The 15944-nt window shown below is 61.5% G+C and carries 17 protein-coding genes; 2 read left to right on the top strand and 15 right to left on the bottom strand.

What is annotated here, in order from left to right; all coding sequences use genetic code 11:
- Nucleotides 1–96: 96 nt before the first annotated feature.
- Both AB7M26_RS03205 and AB7M26_RS03200 read left to right on the top strand, forming a co-directional pair.
- A complete protein-coding gene (locus AB7M26_RS03205; protein WP_123499928.1) occupies nt 97–999 on the top strand; it encodes a LysR family transcriptional regulator in 903 nt (300 codons plus the stop codon).
- 98 nt (nt 1000–1097) lie between these two features.
- Entirely contained in the window at nt 1098–1481 is a 384-nt protein-coding gene (locus AB7M26_RS03200; protein WP_123499926.1) for a type II toxin-antitoxin system PemK/MazF family toxin, read from the top strand.
- A 207-nt stretch (nt 1482–1688) separates the two neighbouring features.
- Here AB7M26_RS03200 and AB7M26_RS03195 read toward each other — a convergent pair whose 3' ends face one another.
- The 15 genes from AB7M26_RS03195 to AB7M26_RS03125 are packed head-to-tail and all read right to left on the bottom strand — an operon-like array spanning nt 1689 to nt 15905.
- Nucleotides 1689–2135 carry a hypothetical protein gene (locus AB7M26_RS03195; protein ID WP_008067623.1) on the bottom strand — a complete coding sequence of 149 codons (447 nt, stop codon included), beginning with the start codon at nt 2133–2135 and terminating at the stop codon, nt 1689–1691.
- A 29-nt stretch (nt 2136–2164) separates the two neighbouring features.
- A complete protein-coding gene (locus tag AB7M26_RS03190; RefSeq protein ID WP_123499924.1) occupies nt 2165–3391 on the bottom strand; it encodes a beta-ketoacyl-ACP synthase in 1227 nt (408 codons plus the stop codon).
- Nucleotides 3391–4119 (bottom strand): 3-oxoacyl-ACP reductase FabG, encoded by a 729-nt coding sequence (fabG, locus tag AB7M26_RS03185; RefSeq protein ID WP_123499922.1) that lies wholly within the window; start codon nt 4117–4119, stop codon nt 3391–3393. Before fabG ends, AB7M26_RS03190 begins: the two co-directional genes overlap by 1 nt.
- Nucleotides 4119–4577, bottom strand: a complete 459-nt coding sequence (locus AB7M26_RS03180; RefSeq protein WP_123499920.1) for a hotdog family protein — start codon at nt 4575–4577, stop codon at nt 4119–4121. Before AB7M26_RS03180 ends, fabG begins: the two co-directional genes overlap by 1 nt.
- Nucleotides 4574–5770, bottom strand: coding sequence for a beta-ketoacyl-[acyl-carrier-protein] synthase family protein (locus tag AB7M26_RS03175; RefSeq protein ID WP_123499918.1), 1197 nt, complete (start codon nt 5768–5770; stop codon nt 4574–4576). The genes AB7M26_RS03180 and AB7M26_RS03175 overlap by 4 nt, the downstream gene beginning before the upstream one ends.
- Nucleotides 5767–6249 (bottom strand): DUF3261 domain-containing protein, encoded by a 483-nt coding sequence (locus AB7M26_RS03170; protein ID WP_123499916.1) that lies wholly within the window; start codon nt 6247–6249, stop codon nt 5767–5769. Before AB7M26_RS03170 ends, AB7M26_RS03175 begins: the two co-directional genes overlap by 4 nt.
- On the bottom strand, nt 6249–6974 hold the full coding sequence (locus AB7M26_RS03165) for a class I SAM-dependent methyltransferase (RefSeq protein WP_123499914.1): 726 nt from the start codon (nt 6972–6974) through the stop codon (nt 6249–6251). Before AB7M26_RS03165 ends, AB7M26_RS03170 begins: the two co-directional genes overlap by 1 nt.
- The gene (locus AB7M26_RS03160; protein ID WP_123499912.1) at nt 6971–8218 is read right to left on the bottom strand and encodes an NAD(P)/FAD-dependent oxidoreductase; all 1248 of its coding nucleotides are present in this window, start codon (nt 8216–8218) and stop codon (nt 6971–6973) included. The genes AB7M26_RS03165 and AB7M26_RS03160 overlap by 4 nt, the downstream gene beginning before the upstream one ends.
- Nucleotides 8205–9365, bottom strand: coding sequence for a cation:proton antiporter (locus AB7M26_RS03155; RefSeq protein ID WP_123499910.1), 1161 nt, complete (start codon nt 9363–9365; stop codon nt 8205–8207). Before AB7M26_RS03155 ends, AB7M26_RS03160 begins: the two co-directional genes overlap by 14 nt.
- Nucleotides 9362–11701, bottom strand: coding sequence for an MMPL family transporter (locus AB7M26_RS03150; RefSeq protein WP_123499908.1), 2340 nt, complete (start codon nt 11699–11701; stop codon nt 9362–9364). Before AB7M26_RS03150 ends, AB7M26_RS03155 begins: the two co-directional genes overlap by 4 nt.
- Complete coding sequence (locus tag AB7M26_RS03145) at nt 11685–12287, bottom strand: outer membrane lipoprotein carrier protein LolA (RefSeq protein WP_123499905.1); 603 nt, start codon at nt 12285–12287, stop codon at nt 11685–11687. The genes AB7M26_RS03150 and AB7M26_RS03145 overlap by 17 nt, the downstream gene beginning before the upstream one ends.
- Nucleotides 12284–12709 carry an acyl-CoA thioesterase gene (locus tag AB7M26_RS03140; RefSeq protein ID WP_007903171.1) on the bottom strand — a complete coding sequence of 142 codons (426 nt, stop codon included), beginning with the start codon at nt 12707–12709 and terminating at the stop codon, nt 12284–12286. Before AB7M26_RS03140 ends, AB7M26_RS03145 begins: the two co-directional genes overlap by 4 nt.
- Entirely contained in the window at nt 12702–14246 is a 1545-nt protein-coding gene (locus AB7M26_RS03135) for an HAL/PAL/TAL family ammonia-lyase (protein ID WP_123499903.1), read from the bottom strand. The genes AB7M26_RS03140 and AB7M26_RS03135 overlap by 8 nt, the downstream gene beginning before the upstream one ends.
- A complete protein-coding gene (locus tag AB7M26_RS03130; protein ID WP_123499901.1) occupies nt 14227–15174 on the bottom strand; it encodes an LpxL/LpxP family acyltransferase in 948 nt (315 codons plus the stop codon). Before AB7M26_RS03130 ends, AB7M26_RS03135 begins: the two co-directional genes overlap by 20 nt.
- A complete protein-coding gene (locus AB7M26_RS03125; protein ID WP_123499899.1) occupies nt 15171–15905 on the bottom strand; it encodes a glycosyltransferase family 2 protein in 735 nt (244 codons plus the stop codon). Before AB7M26_RS03125 ends, AB7M26_RS03130 begins: the two co-directional genes overlap by 4 nt.
- Between the last annotated feature and the right edge of the window lie 39 nt (nt 15906–15944).

Raw genomic sequence — 15944 nt, 5'->3', positions numbered from 1 at the left:
CGGTCAGGCAATGAAAAAATCATATAGCTGGCTAATGATTCAATCCAATATATTGTTCGACCTGTTTGATAGGTTTAACGACCTAATGGAGTTTTCATGGAATTGCGCCACCTGCGCTACTTCATTGCAGTCGCCGAAGAACTGCATTTCGGCCGCGCCGCCCAGGTGCTGGGCATCTCGCAACCACCGCTGAGCCAGCAGATTCAGGCGCTGGAGCAGGAGGTGGGAGCACGTCTATTTGAACGGACCAATCGTCGGGTCGAACTCAGTGAGGCGGGGCGATTGTTTCTGGAAGAGGCGCGGTTGGTGCTGGCTCAGGTCGACAAAGCGGCCGATGTTGCACGGCGGGCACAACTCGGTGAGTTGGGTGAACTGAAGATCGGCTTCACCTCGTCGGCACCGTTCAACTCGACCATTCCCCAGGCGATTTTCTCGTTTCGCCAGCGCTTCCCGGCAGTGCACTTGAACCTGCGGGAGATGAGCAGCACCCAAGTGGCCGATGCACTGGTGGACGAATCAATCGAAGTCGGGATCATGCGGCCGCTTGGGCTGCCGGACTCGCTCAGCGTAGTGGAATTGATGCGCGAGCCACTGGTGGCGGTCCTCAGCTCCAAGCATCCGCTGGTGTATGGCAGCGAAGAAGGTTTATTCCTCTCGGCGCTAGCCCTCGAACCATTCGTATTTTTCCCGCGCAGCTATGGCAGTGGTTTGTACGCACAGCTGCTCAGCCTGGCGCGGGATGCCGGTTTCAGCCCGCACTTCGCGCAAGAGGCTGGCGAGGCGATGACGATTATCGGGTTGGTGGCGGCAGGTTTGGGAGTGTCGGTGTTGCCGGCGTCGTATCAGCGGATGCGTATTGATGGTGTTGTGTATCGGCCTTTGCTTGACCCGGAAGCGGTGTCGGCGGTGTGGCTGGTGCAGCGTAAGGATCAGAAGTCGCCGATGGCCAAGGCGTTTGTGGAGTTGTTGACGCGTAAGGTTGAACCGTTAACACCATAACTGCGAGCGCCCGAAAGAGGGACATTTCAGGTTACGGATCTGCCTTGGTATTTGCCCGGTTCTTGCGCAGAATCGTTTTTTTTCGATGAGTGCCATGGATGCCACTTCGATATCAACCCAAGGAAGGCAGCGTACTGATTTGCGACTTCAGGGGTTATGAAGTCCCGGAGATGATCAAGGTCAGACCTGTTGTCGTAATACGCAAACACAGGACCAATAGTTTGTTGGTGACAGTCGTGCCCTTGAGCACCACTGCCCCGGACTGTGTACTTGACCATCATTTGAAGCTAGCGAGTCATCTGCACGGAGCCAGTCCGATCTGCTGGGCAAAATGCGATATGGTTGCGACGGTAAGTCTCTCCAGACTGGACCGGATCAAAAGTCGGGATCGTCAGGGAAAGCGTGTTTATCTCATTTCACAACTTGCAACAGATGAATTTTTTGCAATCAAAGCCGCAGTACGTAGCGCTCTGGGTCTGTGATGGCACTAAAGGTGGCGCGACCGGCGAATTGCCAGCCGTTGTCGTCCGTTCAATTTAAAGCAATACTGCTGACGTTCCCGAAAGGGGCTTGTGAGACTCTGAGGATCCTGGGCAACCAGCCATCGCAGAGCCAGACAGGTAAAGGGCAATGACAAGCCGACCTGTTTGTGAAAGGGCGCCGAAAGGCGCCCTTTGTCGTTTCTGGTGTTACTGAACCTTCGCCAAATCCCCTTTCAGCGCAACGCCCGCCATGAGCGCCCCAGCGTGGCACTCATAAGTCTTGGCATCCTTGCGCTCATTTTTCTTGTAGAAGCTGACGATGTTGGTCACGGCGTTGGCGCCGGCGTTTTTCGCTGCCTGGTGCAGGCTGATGATTGCCGATTGCGCGACCCATTCGCAGGCCACTTCGTCAGACTTGTTGAAGGCGTTGGTTTTCTTGTTGGTTACGGCGCCGGTGCTGAGCACGGTGACGTTGCCAGTCGGTGTATTGCCTGCCAGGTAGAATTTCACGCTGCCATCGATTTTGCCGGCGCGGGTTGCTTCCGCGACTGCTTTGTCAAAAGGCAGATACACCGCGGTGTCACGGGCCTGGCTGATGCTCGGCAATGCGCAGATCAGCAGGGTGGCGGCGGCAGCGAGTTTCTTGAAGTGCATGAAGGTCTCCTTGACCCTGAGTTATTCGATTACGACCAGCGGCGGAAAATCAACGAGGTGTTGACCCCACCAAAAGCGAAATTGTTGTTCATCACGTACTCATTGCTCATCTGCCGGAATTCACCGCGCAGGTAGTCGAGCTTGCCGCACTGCGGATCGACTTCATCAAGGTTGAAGGTGTGTACGTATTGGTCGCGGTTCATCATTTCGATGCTGAACCAGGACTCCAGCGCACCGCAGGCTCCCAGGGTGTGACCGAGGAAACTCTTCTGTGAACTGATCGGCATGTGTTCACCGAACAACGCGCTGGTGGCCAGTGTTTCGGCAATGTCGCCCTGTTCTGTAGCAGTGCCGTGACCGTTCACGTAGCCGATGTCGGAAGGCTGCAGCCCGGCGTCTTCCAGCGCCAGCTCCATGGCTCGACGCATGGTGAGCTGCTCCGGACGGGTGGCGTGCTGGCCGTCGGCGTTGCTGCCGAAACCGACGATCTCGGCGTGGATGCGGGCACCGCGCGCCAGGGCGTGCTCGAGCTCTTCGAGCACCAGCATGCCGCCGCCTTCACCGATCACCAGGCCATCGCGGTCGGTGTCGTAGGGGCGAGGGCTGGTTTGCGGGGCGTCGTTTTTCAGGCTGGTGGCGTAGAGCGCATCGAACACCATGGCTTCGGTCGGGCACAGCTCTTCGGCGCCGCCGGCGAGCATCAGCGGCAGGCGGCCGAACTTGATCGATTCGTAGGCATAACCGATGCCCTGGCTGCCGCTGGTGCAGGCGCTGGAGGTGGGGATCAGCCTGCCGGTGAGGCCGAAGAAGATGCTGACATTGGCCGCTGTGGTGTGCGGCATCATCCGTACGTAGGAGTTGGCGTTCAAGCCTTCGGCCACCGAGTTGAGCAGCATATTGCCGAACGCCTTGATCTCGTCGGTGCTGCCGGTGGACGAACCGCAGGAGACGCCCATGCGCCCATCCTTGATCGACTCGTCACCCAGCAGCCCGGCGTCCGCCAACGCTTGTTCAGCCGCACCAACAGCGAGCCGCGAGACGCGGCCCATGCTGCGCAGTTGTTTGCGGGTCCAGTGGCCCGGCACTTTGAAGTCATCGATCGGCCCGGCCAGGCGCGTGCTGAGTTCGGTAAAACGATCCCACTCGTCCATGCGGCGGATGCCGCTGCGGTTGGCCGCGAAGTTGGCGGCGATGGTGTCCCAGTCGCTGCCCAGTGAGGTGATGCCGGCCATGCCGGTGACGACGACGCGCTTCATCAGCACAGACCTCCATTGACGGCCAGAACCTGCCGGGTGATGTACGACGCTTCCGCCGACATCAGGAAATTAACTGCACCAGCCACCTCTTCCGGGGTGCCCATGCGTTGTGCGGGGATCATTTTCATCAGTTCTTCCACCGGCACGTTTTCATCGAGCATCGCCGTGTCGATCAGGCCGGGTGCGACACAGTTGACCGTGATTTTGCGTTTGCCCAGTTCGATCGCCAACGCCTTGGCTGCGCCGATCAAACCGGCCTTGGACGCGCTGTAATTGACTTGCCCGCGATTGCCGATCAGGCCGGAAACAGAGGTGATGCAGACAATCCGCCCGGCGGCGCGACGACGGATCATCGGCATCATTACTGGGTGCAGCACGTTGTAGAAACCGTCGAGGTTGGTGCGCATCACCAGATCCCAATCCTCCTCGCTCAGGGCCGGGAAAGCACCGTCGCGGGTCAGGCCGGCGTTGAGTACCACGCCATAATAGGCGCCGTGGGTTTCGACATCGGCTTCGAGAATAGCTTTGCAACTGGCACGGTCGGACACGTCAAATTGCAGGATGCGCGCGTTGCGGCCCAGAGCCTCGACTTCGGCCTTGACGGCTTCGGCGTCCGCAAGGCCGCTGCGGCAGTGCAGCACGATGTCATGCCCGGCCCGGGCCAGACGCAACGCGATAGCGCGGCCAATACCACGGCTGGAGCCGGTGACCAGTACGGATTCAGTCATCACTCGACTCCTTGGGGTTCTTGAAGATAGTGCGCGGCCTGAGGCGGGCGAAACACGTTCAGCCGGGCGGTGGCGTGGATGCCGGGGGCGGTGAGGTGGCATTCGAACACACCCATGCCGTTGTCGTCTTCCAGCGAGCGTATTCCATGGATGGTCAACTCGGTACCGGCGGGGAAGTGTTCCACATTGCATTCGAATTTACGGGTGCCGAGCAGGAAACCCAACTCCACCGCATTGCCTTTCTGGCGCGCATGGCAGCCGGCGTACGCGGCGACGCTCTGGGCCATCAGCTCGATACCGACCCAGGCCGGCAGGCTGCCGTCGGGGCGATTGAACAGGCCGCCGGGTTTGACGGTGAGTCGGGTGTGAATCTGCTCGTCATCGAACGACAGGATCTGCTCGATGAGGATCATGTCGCCGGCATGCGGCAGCAGTTCGGCGAGCGGCCAGGCAATCATGGGGCGTCTCCGATAATCAGGCTGACGTTATTGCCACCGAAGGCAAAGGAATTGCTCATCAGGTAGCGAGGTGCAATGGACGTCAGGTGGTCAGTCGGGGTCACCCAGTGCAGGGCCGGCAATTCGGGGTCGGGCTGGCCGTCCCAGATGTGGGGCGGCAGGGCGTGCTCGCGGTTGTCCACGCTCAGGCTCAACCAGCAGAACGCCGCTTCCAGGGCACCGGCAGCGCCGAGGGTATGACCGGTCATCGGTTTGGTCGATGAGCAGGGCACGCCTTGCGGGAATAGCGTCGTCACGGCCAGGCTTTCCATGGCGTCGTTGTGTTGCGTGGCGGTGCCGTGCAGGTTCAGGTAACCGATCTGCTGCGGTTGCAGCCCTGCGCGGCTCAAGGCTTTGCGCATCGCTTGCAGGGCGCCACGACCGGTCGGTTCCGGCGCGGAAATATGGTGTGCATCGGAGCTGGCGCCACTGCCCAGCAGGGCAATCGGTTGGCGGTTGCCGGCGTTTTTGCTCATCAGAAACAGCACCGCCGCTTCGCCGATATTGATGCCGTTGCGGTTGACCGAAAATGGATTGCAGCGCTGCTCGGACACCGCTTCCAGGGCCGAGAAACCGTTGAGGGTCAGCTTGCACAAACTGTCGACACCGCCGCACAACACGGCGTCGCACATGCCCAGATCGAGCAATCGTTGGGCGCTCATCAGCGCGCGGGCGCTGGAGGTGCAGGCGGTGGAAATCACATAGGCCGGGCCGCTCAATTGCAGCCAGTCGGCGAGAAACGTCGCCGGTGCGCCGAGTTCCTGTTGCTGATAGTCATAGTCGGCGGGAAACTGATGCTCGCGGATGTAATGGGCCAGGCCACTGCTGGCCTCGTGAATGCCCGAGGTGCTGGTGCCCAGGATGACGCCGATCCGGTCGCGGCCGTAGGTCTGGATCGCCTGCTCGATGTCTTCGCGAATTTGCAGCGCAGCCTCCAGCAGCAATTGATTGTTGCGACTGCTTTGATGGGCCAGCTCAGGCGGAATCGGCGCCAGTTCGCCGCGCACCGCCGCGACCGGCAGCGAGCGTTCCACGACCCAGCCGGCCTCGCTGCGCATGCCTGAGCAATCGCCGGCAAACAGGTTGCGGGCGACTTCCTGCTTGTCGCGGCCCAGGGCGCAGATCACCCCGAGGGCGTTCAGATAAGCTGTCATGGCGTGTGCTCGCCTAACGGAGTGACGCGATAGTGCGGGCCTTGGGATACGTTCAATTCAAAGCTCAGTGGTTGTGAATAGCGGATGTTCCAGCGTGGTGACAAGGACCGTTGCCCGCCATCCTGCCGGGCGGCGGGATAGTTGCGATGCAACTCGCCCGCAGGGGTCAACGCAAACAATAAGGCGGCGAACAGTTCCCGGGCTTCCGGATTGGGTGGCAGCAGACCGTCGGCCTGCCACTGGCCATCGATCAGTTTCTGCCGTGCCACGGGAATCCCCAAAGGGTCCATCATCGACCAGCGAATGCCCGGGCCTTCACGCTGGATCACCAGCAGCCAGTCCTGACGCTGTTCGGCCATCTGCCGTTCGATGTGCAGTTGCAGCGGCAACGCCAGGTTCGGGGTTCGCTCGGGCAGCGGTGCCTGGCTGGCGCAAGCGCTCAGCAACAGGACACAGCAGAGCAGCAGAAAACGGATCATCAGGCACACCCTTCAAGAGGCTTGCGCGCGACTACATTGACCAGGGTTTCTTCCCGTTGGCCAAAGGGTTTTGGCTGGCGCAAGCCGAAGCGTTCGAGCAGGCCGAAATCCTTGGCGCGACTCCACCACAAGTAAGGGTAAGACACGTTCTGCGGGCCGAATTCAAAACCCTGCCGACGAATCATGTCCAGGTAGCCAGCGGCGCTTTTCTGCACGTGCATCGGGTGGCGGAACAGCCAGCGAATCACCCACGTATCAATGTAAGCCTCGGTGGACTCGGCGAACAGCAAATAGCCGCCCGGCTTGAGCACTCGATAGAACTCGGCCAGAGCCCGGTCCTGCTCGACAAGGTGATGGAAGGTCTGGTGACAGAACAGCAGATCGACGCTGGCGTCCGGCACGTTGATGCTCGCGCAGTCACTGCCGATCAGTTCTACATCCATGCCCTGACGAGTCGCTTCTTCACCGCTCAGGTTCAGGCTGTGAGGATCGGCATCCAGCCCGATCAGGCGTTGAGGCGCGAAGGTCTGGCGCAGGTACTGGAACGACTTGCCCTGGCCGCAACCGGCATCCAGCAATACCGGGTTGGCGGGCAATGGCGCGCTGAACAGGTCGCGCAAATCATTGATCGCCACTCTCAGTACATGGTGCTGCCAGGTGTGACTGCGCAGAAACCAGAAACCGAAACGGGTTTCTTCGACGTAGTTGTCGCTCAAGTAACTCATGTCGGGTCCTGTGCGCACAGGTCCGAAATCATCCGCAGCCGACGTTTGGGTTCGCTGACGAACGGGTTGCGCTCATCCCAGGCGTAACCCGCGAGGATCGAGCTGATCATGCGGCGGATTTCCGCTGCGCCGCCCTGATAGAAAATCACATCCTGAAAGGTCCCGGCGTACCAGCCTTCGACGTAGCAACGGAAGGTGTCGACGCCGCGCTTGAGCGGTTCGGCGAACTCGGTCTGCCAGTTGACGCTTTCACCTTGCAGTTGGCGGTGCAGCACCCCGGCGGCCATGCTCGCCGAACGCATGGCGATGGTCACACCGGAGGAGAACACCGGGTCGAGAAACTCCGCCGCGTTGCCTAACAGGGCGAAACCAGGGCCGTGCAGGGTTTTGACGTTGGCCGAATAACCGCCGATGGTCCGCGCGGGCGTATCCCACACGGCATTGTTCAGCACACCGGCCAGGCTTGGCGTTTCAGCAATGAAGCCGCGCAGGCAGTCGTCCAGATTCTCGGTGCGGCCTTCGAAGTGTTCGGCGGCTGCCACCACGCCCACCGAGCAACGGCCGTTGCTGAACGGGATGGTCCAGAACCAGATATCACGCTGGGTCGGATGGGTGGTGATAAGGATTTTCTCCCGGTCGAAAGCCGGGTTGTCGATACAGTCTTCGACGTGGGTGAACACGGCCTGGCGCACCGGGAAATTCGACGGTGCTTCAAGGTCGAGCAAGCGCGGCAGCACGCGACCGTAGCCGCTGGCATCGAGCACGAAGTCGGCTTCGACGCGGTATTGGCTGCCGTCTTCGCGAAGTACGTCGAGCTGCGGCTTAGGCAGGCTGAAATCGGCGCTGACGATGGCTTCGCCGTAACGGACATCGACACCTTGCAGCTCAGCCTGATCGGCCAGCAGCTTGTCGAAGTCGGCGCGCTGGACCTGGAACGTCGTCGGCTTGCCGTTGGTGAACGTGTCGCCGAAATCGAAGGTGCTGTACTGATCGCCCCAAGCGAACGCTGCGCCGTTTTTGCGCTGGAAACCAGCCGCATTGACCGCCTCGAGCATGCCGGCTTCTTCGACGAAATCCAGGCAATGGGACAGCAGGCTTTCACCGATGGAAAACCGTGGGAAATGCTGACGCTCGATCACCAGCACATCATGGCCTTTACGCTTGAGCAGCGCGGCGGCGATGGCGCCCGAGGGGCCAGCGCCGATCACCAGTACCTGACGACGTTCCATTTCAACTGTTGGCACGGGTGCTCCTTGCCGGGGCGGCGATGTTCAAAGGGATTCGGTGCATGCCGGCGAGTGCCGGCAGCAGGGTTGCGATCAGGCCCATCAACATCAGCGCGAAGTACAGCGCCGGGCTGATGAGCTGTTGTTGCAGCAGCAGGTTGAGAAAGACGATCTCGCTCAAGCCGCGAATATTCAGTAAAAGGCTTTCCCGCCAGCGGCTGGCACCTTCAAACGAGGCGCCAGCCCAGCCGAGGCCCAGCCAGTTACCCAACAGTTTGCTGGCGATTGGCAACAGCAGGAGCGCGGTCAGTTGCATCCCGCCGAGACTGTCGATGGCGCTGTGCACGTTGATCTGCACGATACCGAACGTGAGGATCAGCGGGATGGCGATCCAGGTCTGCAAACGGCTCATCCATGCCGCCGACAATGGCAGCACCAATGGCACCTTGAGCGCGGCCATGCACAGCAGATAGCCGATACCGAAAATCAGCGCATTGAGTTTGAAGTGTTCGGCGACCACCAGCAGCGCGAAGAAGCAGCCGCTGTGCAGCAACGGTTGGCGCAACCCGAGCAGGCGCAGCAACAACGGCAGACAGGCGCCGGCCAGCGGCAGCAAGAGGCTACTCAGATGCAGGCTGCCCTGGGCGAACGCGAACAGGGTCCAGCAGGTCAGGTCGATCAGGATCGCGGTTTGCACCAGACGCCGGGTGGCGGCGGGCGGGTAGTTGATGTGTCGCAGGTACAGATACAACACCGGAATTGCGGTGATGGCGAACAGCAGACCGACCGCCAGCGAGCTGATCCACGGCTGCGGCGGCAACAGCCAGAACGCTGTCGCCAGCCCGCAGGCGAACGGAATACAGAAACTCGGCAGGGCGATTTTCAGGCTCTGGCGTTCCAGGCGCAGGTCGATCACGTCGCTGAGAATGTGCCCCAGCAGCAAGGCAAAGCTCAGGCTGTAGAGGTTCTTCAGCCAGCCCGGCGAGATCAGGTCGGCACCGCTCAGTTGCCAGCCCGGTTCGATCCAGAAGTACATCAGCAATGGCAGGCCGAAGGTCGCCAGCAGCAACTGGCTGACGATCGGAATCAGACCGAAATGACGACCGACACGGGTGGCCACGGCGAACAACACCAGGGCCATCGCCCAGAACACCGCGACCATCATGCTGCCGGCTCCGTAACTGGGGCGGCATGCACTTGGCGTCCGGCCCACGGTGCCAGGATGAAACTGAACGCCAGGCCGAGGCTCACCGACAGGCCGAAGTTGCTCACCGCTGGCGTGCTGGACACCGCCAGCAGGCCGAACGACAGCCAAGTGGTCACCGCTGCCAGCAAGGTGCCCAGCAGACTCGCCGCGGCGCCGCCGATCTGTTCGCGCATGAGGATCGCGTAATCGACGCTGATCGCCGTCACCAGCAATAGGCCGAACAGGCTGAACAATGTCAGCGGCTGACCGAGCCAACCAAGGCTTGCCAGGCTGCACAGGGCCGCCAGCAACGGCAGGGAGACGATTCGCAGCGCGCCACCGAAACCGAATGGCAGGATCAGCACCAGCACGATCAACACGCAGGAGGCGAGTTTCAATTCAGCGGCGCTGATTTGAGTGGCGGCAAAAACCTGGTTCAGTTCGCCGAGGCGATCCACCAGTTCCACACCCGGCAAGTCCAGCGCCTGAACCCGCAACAGCGTGGGATTGTTCAAGCCTTGCAGGCTGACCATCGCCGCCACGCCGTCATCGGTCGGCCCCAGCCACAGGGTGCGGTAGGGCTCGGCCAATGGACCGGCCAGCGCTGTGTCGATGTCTTCGGTGGGCAGCGCCTGCAACGTAGCCAACTCGGCCTGCAACGCGGCGGCCGGCACGCCGAGCTCGAGCAACGGTTGCCAGAACTGCGGCAGCTTGCTCAGTGCTTCACGCACTTTGCGCTGTTCGCTCGGCTGGCTGACCAGTTGATTGAGCGATAGATAACCCTGGAGTTTTTCCAGATTGACCAGTTGATCCAGACGCTCGCTCAGTGCCGTCAGGCGTTCGAGCAACGCCTGCTGATTGGCCGCGCGCACCAGGAAAAACTGGCTGGTAGGTTGATAGCCGGTGATGCGTGCGATGGTCTGGGCTTCGTCAGTCAGTTGCTGCGGTGTGCCGACCCATTGGCGGATATCGTTTTTGCTCTGCAACTGCAATAGACCGCCGACACAGAAGGCGATCAGCAGTGCCAGCAGGACTGGCGTGCGCAAGTATTTCAGTAATGACTCACGCAGCTCCAGCAACTTCTCGGCGATGCGCATCGGCCATTGCGCCGGCCGTAGATCCACGCCCTTGAGCAGCGCCGGCAACAGGCACACTGCCGACAGGTAGGCGCCAAGCAGGCCGGCGGCGGAGAACACGGCAATTTGGGTCAGGGCCGGGAACGGTGTCCAGGCCAGGGCCAGGTAGCCGATGCAGCTGGTGATCAGGCTCAGGGTCAGCCCCGGCAGGGTCAGGCGTAACGCCGGCCAGCTGTGCCAGGGTTTCAGGCTCCAGCTTTTCGAGAGGTAATGCAGTGGGTAATCCACCGCCACGCCGATCAGGCTTGAGCCCAGCACCAGCGTCATCACATGCATGTGGCCGAACAGCGCCACGCAGGCCACCGCACCGAACAGCATGCCCACCAGCACCGGGACGAACGCCAGCAACACCCGCCAGCGCCGGAAGGCCAGCAACAGCAGTAACAGAATCCCGACCGTGGCGCCGCCGCCGACCCAAGTCATTTCCCGCGCGGCTTGCCGTTGACCGCTGGCGGCGTACAACAGGCCGCTGGCGGCGAGCAGTTGCACATCCGCCTGGGCGGCTTCTTCGCGACTGTGCTGGAGCAGGTCAGCCACTTGCAGCGGCAGGTTCATATCGAACGCGTTGCCGACGGTTCGCGCCCGCAGCATCACCCAGCTCTTGCCGTCGGCATCGGCAACCAGCGTACCGCTGCCGATGTCCAGTTGCACCGAGCCGTGTTGCGGCTGGCTGTTCTGGATGCGCCCGGTCAGGCCGAGCCAGTCGTCCTGGCTCGGCACCAGGCTGAAGCCGGTGAACGGGTCGAACAGGGCTTGTACCCGTTGCTGGATAAAGGCGTCAGGGTGCTCGATGAGTTGCTGCCGGTCGGCCGCGGACAGCATCGCCAGTCGGCCTTGCAGCAATTGGCTGCGCAATGCGGGCAAGTCGGCTTGCAGGTTCCACTGGACCTTTTCGAAGACGCCGCTGGCCTGCCATTGCTCGCCGAGTTTTTGTGCCATGGCGATGGCCTGCTGGCGGTCTTGATGGCCGACCAGCACCAGCATTTCCCGGTTCAGCGGTTCTTGCATGCGTTGTTCGGCGCGCAGTTCCAGCGCGTCCGGCGCGGTGCCTGGCACCAGTTCCATCAGGTTCGCCGACAGCGGTGCACCGTCACGCCATTGCCAGCCGGCGAGCGCGAGCACCGCCAGCAGCAGGACCAGAAACAGCCGCGGGAGCATCCGTTCACTCGGCAAAGTCATGTTGCTCCGCATCGCTCAAAGGTTGTGCGCTGGTGCTGTCCTGCATGCGCAACAGGGTTCGGTCACCCTGGGTTTCGAGCAGCTCGATGCTGTGCACCAGTTCGCTGCCGTCAATGTTGATCTGATTGAACACCTGCTTGAGCAGCATCGAACGTGGGATCAGGGTCAGCTTCCAGCGCTGTGCATCGCCGCTCAGCGAAAGCTCGAAATCCCGTTGCAGGCCGCTGCTGTCGCCTTGCAGCACCGCGAGGAACAAGCGGTTCTGTTCGGCGCCGGCACTCTTGTTCGGCAGCATTTGCCAGCCGCTGGCATCACGCCGGGCAATGCCTTTGTCGCTGATGCGGTAGTCCTGTTGCAGCGGGGTTTTCAGCAGCCAGAGCAGGCCATGGTTTTTTGCCAGAACGAAGGTGCCCTTGCTGGTCAGCGGCTGGGGCAGGGCGCGCAGGTGTTTTTCCTGGACAAAGCTGCCGTGGATCACATCGGGTTTGGCCAGTTGATCGCTGAGCTGTTGCAGATCGAAGGCCTGCGCCAATGATGAGAGCCCGAGCAACGCTAAAGCGCCAAGGCATTTGAACAGCGAATTCATGGCAGCATCCTTTCAACCGCATCGGTGAACACTTTCGGTGACGCCAGCTGCATTTCGCGGCTGCTCATGTCGACGGCGACCTGCACGGAGCAGGCGCGGGTCAGGCGTTCGCCGGTGGCCAGATCGCTGATCAGGTAATTGATCTTCAGGCGGTTTTCCCACTCCACCAGGCTGGCGCGCACATTCAGCTTCTGGCCGAACACCGCGCCGCGCACATAGCGCAGCTGCAAGTCGATCACCGGCCACGCGTAACCCGATGCCACCATGGCGTCGTAGTTGTGGCCGATCCTGTCCAGCAGCGCACAGCGGGCGACTTCCAGGTATTTGACGTAATGGCCGTGCCAGACCACGTTCATGGTGTCGACGTCAAAGAACGGTACGAGGATTTCCGTGTCGGTGTGCAGCACTCCCTTGCTACGCATGCAGCCTCCAGTGTTGTTCGGCGATGCGCTGCAGGCACAGGCGCAATTCGCCTTCCAACGCACGGTCTTCGATGACCGGCGGGAAGTCCTTGGCCAATTCTTCGTGCATCGCGGCCAGGGCCGGTGGCAGTGGCCGCGCATCTTCAGCCTGGCCGCGTAGCCAGACGCCCTGATTGGCGGCCAGCAGCGTAGCGGCGGCGACCTGTTCGGTCAGCTCCAGCACGCGGATGGCGTCGCGGGCGGCGATGGTGCCCATGCTGACCTTGTCCTGGTTGTGGCACTCGGTGGAGCGCGAGAAGACGCTGGCCGGCATGGTGTTTTTCAGGGCTTCGGCGGTCCAGGCGCTGGTACCGATCTGCACAGCCTTGAAGCCATGGTTAAGCATCGCGCGGTCGGGGCTGGCGCCGGACAGGTTGCTTGGCAAGCCATGGTTGTAACGCTCGTCCACCAGCAGCGCGAGCTGGCGGTCGAGCAAGTCGGCGACGTTCGCCACCAGGGTTTTCAGACTGTCCATGGCGAACGCGATATGGCCGCCGTAGAAGTGCCCGCCGTGCAGCACGCGTTCGGCTTCGGCGTCGATGATCGGGTTGTCGTTGGCGCTGTTGAGTTCGATCTCGATGAACGAGCGCAGCCAGTTCAGGCTGTCGGCCAATACACCGAGCACGTGCGGCGCACAACGCAGGGAATAGCGGTCTTGCAGGCGATGCAGCGGCGCAGTCGGCGCATCGATCGCCAGATCCTTGCGCAACCACGCAGCGACTTGCATCTGCCCCGGATGCGGTTTGGCGGCGAACAGACGCTCGTCGAAGTGCTCCGGGTTGCCCTGCAACGCGACCACGTTCAGCGCGGTAATGCGCGTGGCCAGTTGCAACAGGTAATCGGCGCGGGCGTAAGCCAGGCAAGCGAGGCCGGTCATCACGGCGGTGCCGTTCATCAGCGCCAGCGCTTCTTTGGGGCGCAATACCAGCGGTTCCCAGCCCAGTTCGCTGTGTACGTCGGCGGCTTGTCGACGCTCGCCACGGAACATCACTTCGCGCTCGCCGGACAAGGTCGCGGCGACGTAGGACAGCGGTGTCAGATCACCGCTGGCGCCCACTGAACCTTCTTCCGGAATCAGCGGCAGAATGTCGTGTTCGAGGAAGGCTTGCAGGCGCTCCAGCAGTTCCACGCGTACTCCGGAAACGCCTTGGCAAAGCGATTGCAAACGCGCCGCCAGCACCGCGCGGGTGGCTTGGGCGTCGAGCAGTTTGCCCAGGCCGCAACCGTGGAAGGTATACAGATGACGGGGCAGGGCTTCGACGTGGTGCAGCGGCACCGCCACCACACAGGAATCGCCATAACCGGTGGTCACGCCATAAATCACGCCTTCCTTGTCCAACAGGGAATCAAGGAATTGCGGGCCCTTGGCGATGCGCTGGCGAAACTCGGGGTCGCCCTGCAACTGCGTCGGCACCTGACGGTTGGCCAGGGCCAACACGTCTTCGATGCGCAAAGGGAGTTCGCCGAAGGTTACCGGCTCAAGCGTTGGCGTCGTCATCGGTCTTCCAGAAAGGGTAAAAGTTGAACCATTGTTGGGGTGCTTCGAGGCAATAGTGACCCAGGCGTTCGGCGTAGCGGGAGGCCCACTGATGAATGACCTGTTCGCGGTCGCTGCGTTTCCACACGATGGCGTCGGCGAACGGTTCGAGGGTCAGTCGATAGTCGCCAGTGGGTTTCTTCAGGCACAGCATCAGGTTGATCGGGCATTTGAGCAGACCGGCCAGCAACCATGGGCCCTGAGGGAACGCGGCTTGATGACCGAGGAAATCCACGATCACGCTGCGTCCGCCATGCAACGGCACGCGGTCGCCGGCAATCGCCAGCCATTCGCCGCGCTCCAGGCGTTCATGCAATTGCAGCATGATCACCGGGTCCAGCTCGCTGACCTGGATCAGCCGCAGATTGGTCGCTCCGGCTTCACCCAGCAGACGGTTGAATTGTTCGGCGTGCTTGGTGTGCACCAGCACGTTCATGGTGACTTTCTCACCGATCTCGGCCAGCGCCCGGCAGACTTCGAGATTGCCCAAGTGCGCGCCTACCAGCATTTGCCCGCGTGTGCCGCGCAGTTTATTGCGCAGCAGCGCCGGGTCGATGATTTCGATTTGATCGATGCTCAGCTTGCCGTTCCACACATCGAGTTTGTCGAGCATGGAATCGGCGAAGGCCATGAACTGGCCAAACACCCGCCAATGGGTCGGGCGCAATTCGCTACGACCGCTCCAGTCGGCAAGCCGCTGCTGGTATTGCCAGGCGCTTTGGCGGGCGCTGCGTCCGAACAGGAAAAAGTACAGCACGATGCCGTACAGCAACGGGCTCAGTAGTCGGCGACCCAAGACTTTTGCGCAAAGCGCAGTGAACTTCATCAACCAGAAGCTGCCGCGCTCCTGGCGGTCGGCCCAGTGCTGTTTGTCTGCGTTGTCGCTCATGCTCGCCACCGTCGCCAGAGGATCACCGGTGCGCGCAGCAACATGCCGAAGAACAGCCGGGTGTGCATGCTCGAAATCAGTACGTTGTCGTGGAACAGACGGAAATGCGAGACGCCATCCAGAGGGTAATGAACCCTGGTTTTCAGCCACTGCATCGGCTGATTGCGCCAGGCCAGGCGCACCAGGATGTCGGAGTCGAAGTCCATGCGCTTGCCGATCCTGGCCGAGTCGATCAGTGCCAGGGTCGGTGGCAATGGGTAGACACGGAAGCCGCACATGGAGTCGCGAATCTGCAACGACAGGGTGTTGATCCAGACCATCACATGGGTCAGATAGCGCGCGTATAAACGGCCCTTCGGCACGCTGGCGTCGTATTGCGGATAACCGCAAATCACCGCATCGGGGTGGGCGCGTGAATGTTCGATGAAGACTTTGACGTCTTGCAGGTCGTGCTGGCCGTCGGCGTCCACCTGCAAGGCGTGGCTGAAGCCCAGGCGCGACGCTTCGCGCAAGCCGGTCATCACCGCGCCGCCCTTGCCTTGATTGACGGTGAGCCTGATCAGGTAAACCCGGTCCCGCCGGGCCAGTTGGTCAAGCACCTTGGCGCAGGCAGGACTGCTGGCATCGTCCACCAGAATGCAGGGCAAGCCACTGGCAAGCAGCGCATCGACCACGGCGGTGATTGCGGTTTCGTGGTTGTAGACCGGGATGATTGCGCAGGGGTTATGCATGATCAGAAACCTCCACAGAACCCTTGTTTTGAAGGCGCT

This window comes from Pseudomonas sp. F-14 TE3482 (assembly GCF_053629455.1).
This window is presented reverse-complemented; position numbering and strand designations above follow the sequence as displayed.

Excerpts from the sequence above, each read along its gene's own strand:
- AB7M26_RS03205 (WP_123499928.1), top strand. The coding sequence starts at position 97 with ATGGAATTGCGCCACCTGCGCTACTTCATTGCAGTCGCCGAAGAACTG.
- AB7M26_RS03200 (WP_123499926.1), top strand. The coding sequence starts at position 1,098 with ATGCCACTTCGATATCAACCCAAGGAAGGCAGCGTACTGATTTGCGAC.
- AB7M26_RS03195 (WP_008067623.1), bottom strand. The coding sequence starts at position 2,135 with ATGCACTTCAAGAAACTCGCTGCCGCCGCCACCCTGCTGATCTGCGCA.
- AB7M26_RS03190 (WP_123499924.1), bottom strand. The coding sequence starts at position 3,391 with ATGAAGCGCGTCGTCGTCACCGGCATGGCCGGCATCACCTCACTGGGC.
- fabG (WP_123499922.1), bottom strand. The coding sequence starts at position 4,119 with ATGACTGAATCCGTACTGGTCACCGGCTCCAGCCGTGGTATTGGCCGC.
- AB7M26_RS03180 (WP_123499920.1), bottom strand. The coding sequence starts at position 4,577 with ATGATTGCCTGGCCGCTCGCCGAACTGCTGCCGCATGCCGGCGACATG.
- AB7M26_RS03175 (WP_123499918.1), bottom strand. The coding sequence starts at position 5,770 with ATGACAGCTTATCTGAACGCCCTCGGGGTGATCTGCGCCCTGGGCCGC.
- AB7M26_RS03170 (WP_123499916.1), bottom strand. The coding sequence starts at position 6,249 with ATGATCCGTTTTCTGCTGCTCTGCTGTGTCCTGTTGCTGAGCGCTTGC.
- AB7M26_RS03165 (WP_123499914.1), bottom strand. The coding sequence starts at position 6,974 with ATGAGTTACTTGAGCGACAACTACGTCGAAGAAACCCGTTTCGGTTTC.
- AB7M26_RS03155 (WP_123499910.1), bottom strand. The coding sequence starts at position 9,365 with ATGATGGTCGCGGTGTTCTGGGCGATGGCCCTGGTGTTGTTCGCCGTG.
- AB7M26_RS03150 (WP_123499908.1), bottom strand. The coding sequence starts at position 11,701 with ATGACTTTGCCGAGTGAACGGATGCTCCCGCGGCTGTTTCTGGTCCTG.
- AB7M26_RS03145 (WP_123499905.1), bottom strand. The coding sequence starts at position 12,287 with ATGAATTCGCTGTTCAAATGCCTTGGCGCTTTAGCGTTGCTCGGGCTC.
- AB7M26_RS03140 (WP_007903171.1), bottom strand. The coding sequence starts at position 12,709 with ATGCGTAGCAAGGGAGTGCTGCACACCGACACGGAAATCCTCGTACCG.
- AB7M26_RS03135 (WP_123499903.1), bottom strand. The coding sequence starts at position 14,246 with ATGACGACGCCAACGCTTGAGCCGGTAACCTTCGGCGAACTCCCTTTG.
- AB7M26_RS03130 (WP_123499901.1), bottom strand. The coding sequence starts at position 15,174 with ATGAGCGACAACGCAGACAAACAGCACTGGGCCGACCGCCAGGAGCGC.
- AB7M26_RS03125 (WP_123499899.1), bottom strand. The coding sequence starts at position 15,905 with ATGCATAACCCCTGCGCAATCATCCCGGTCTACAACCACGAAACCGCA.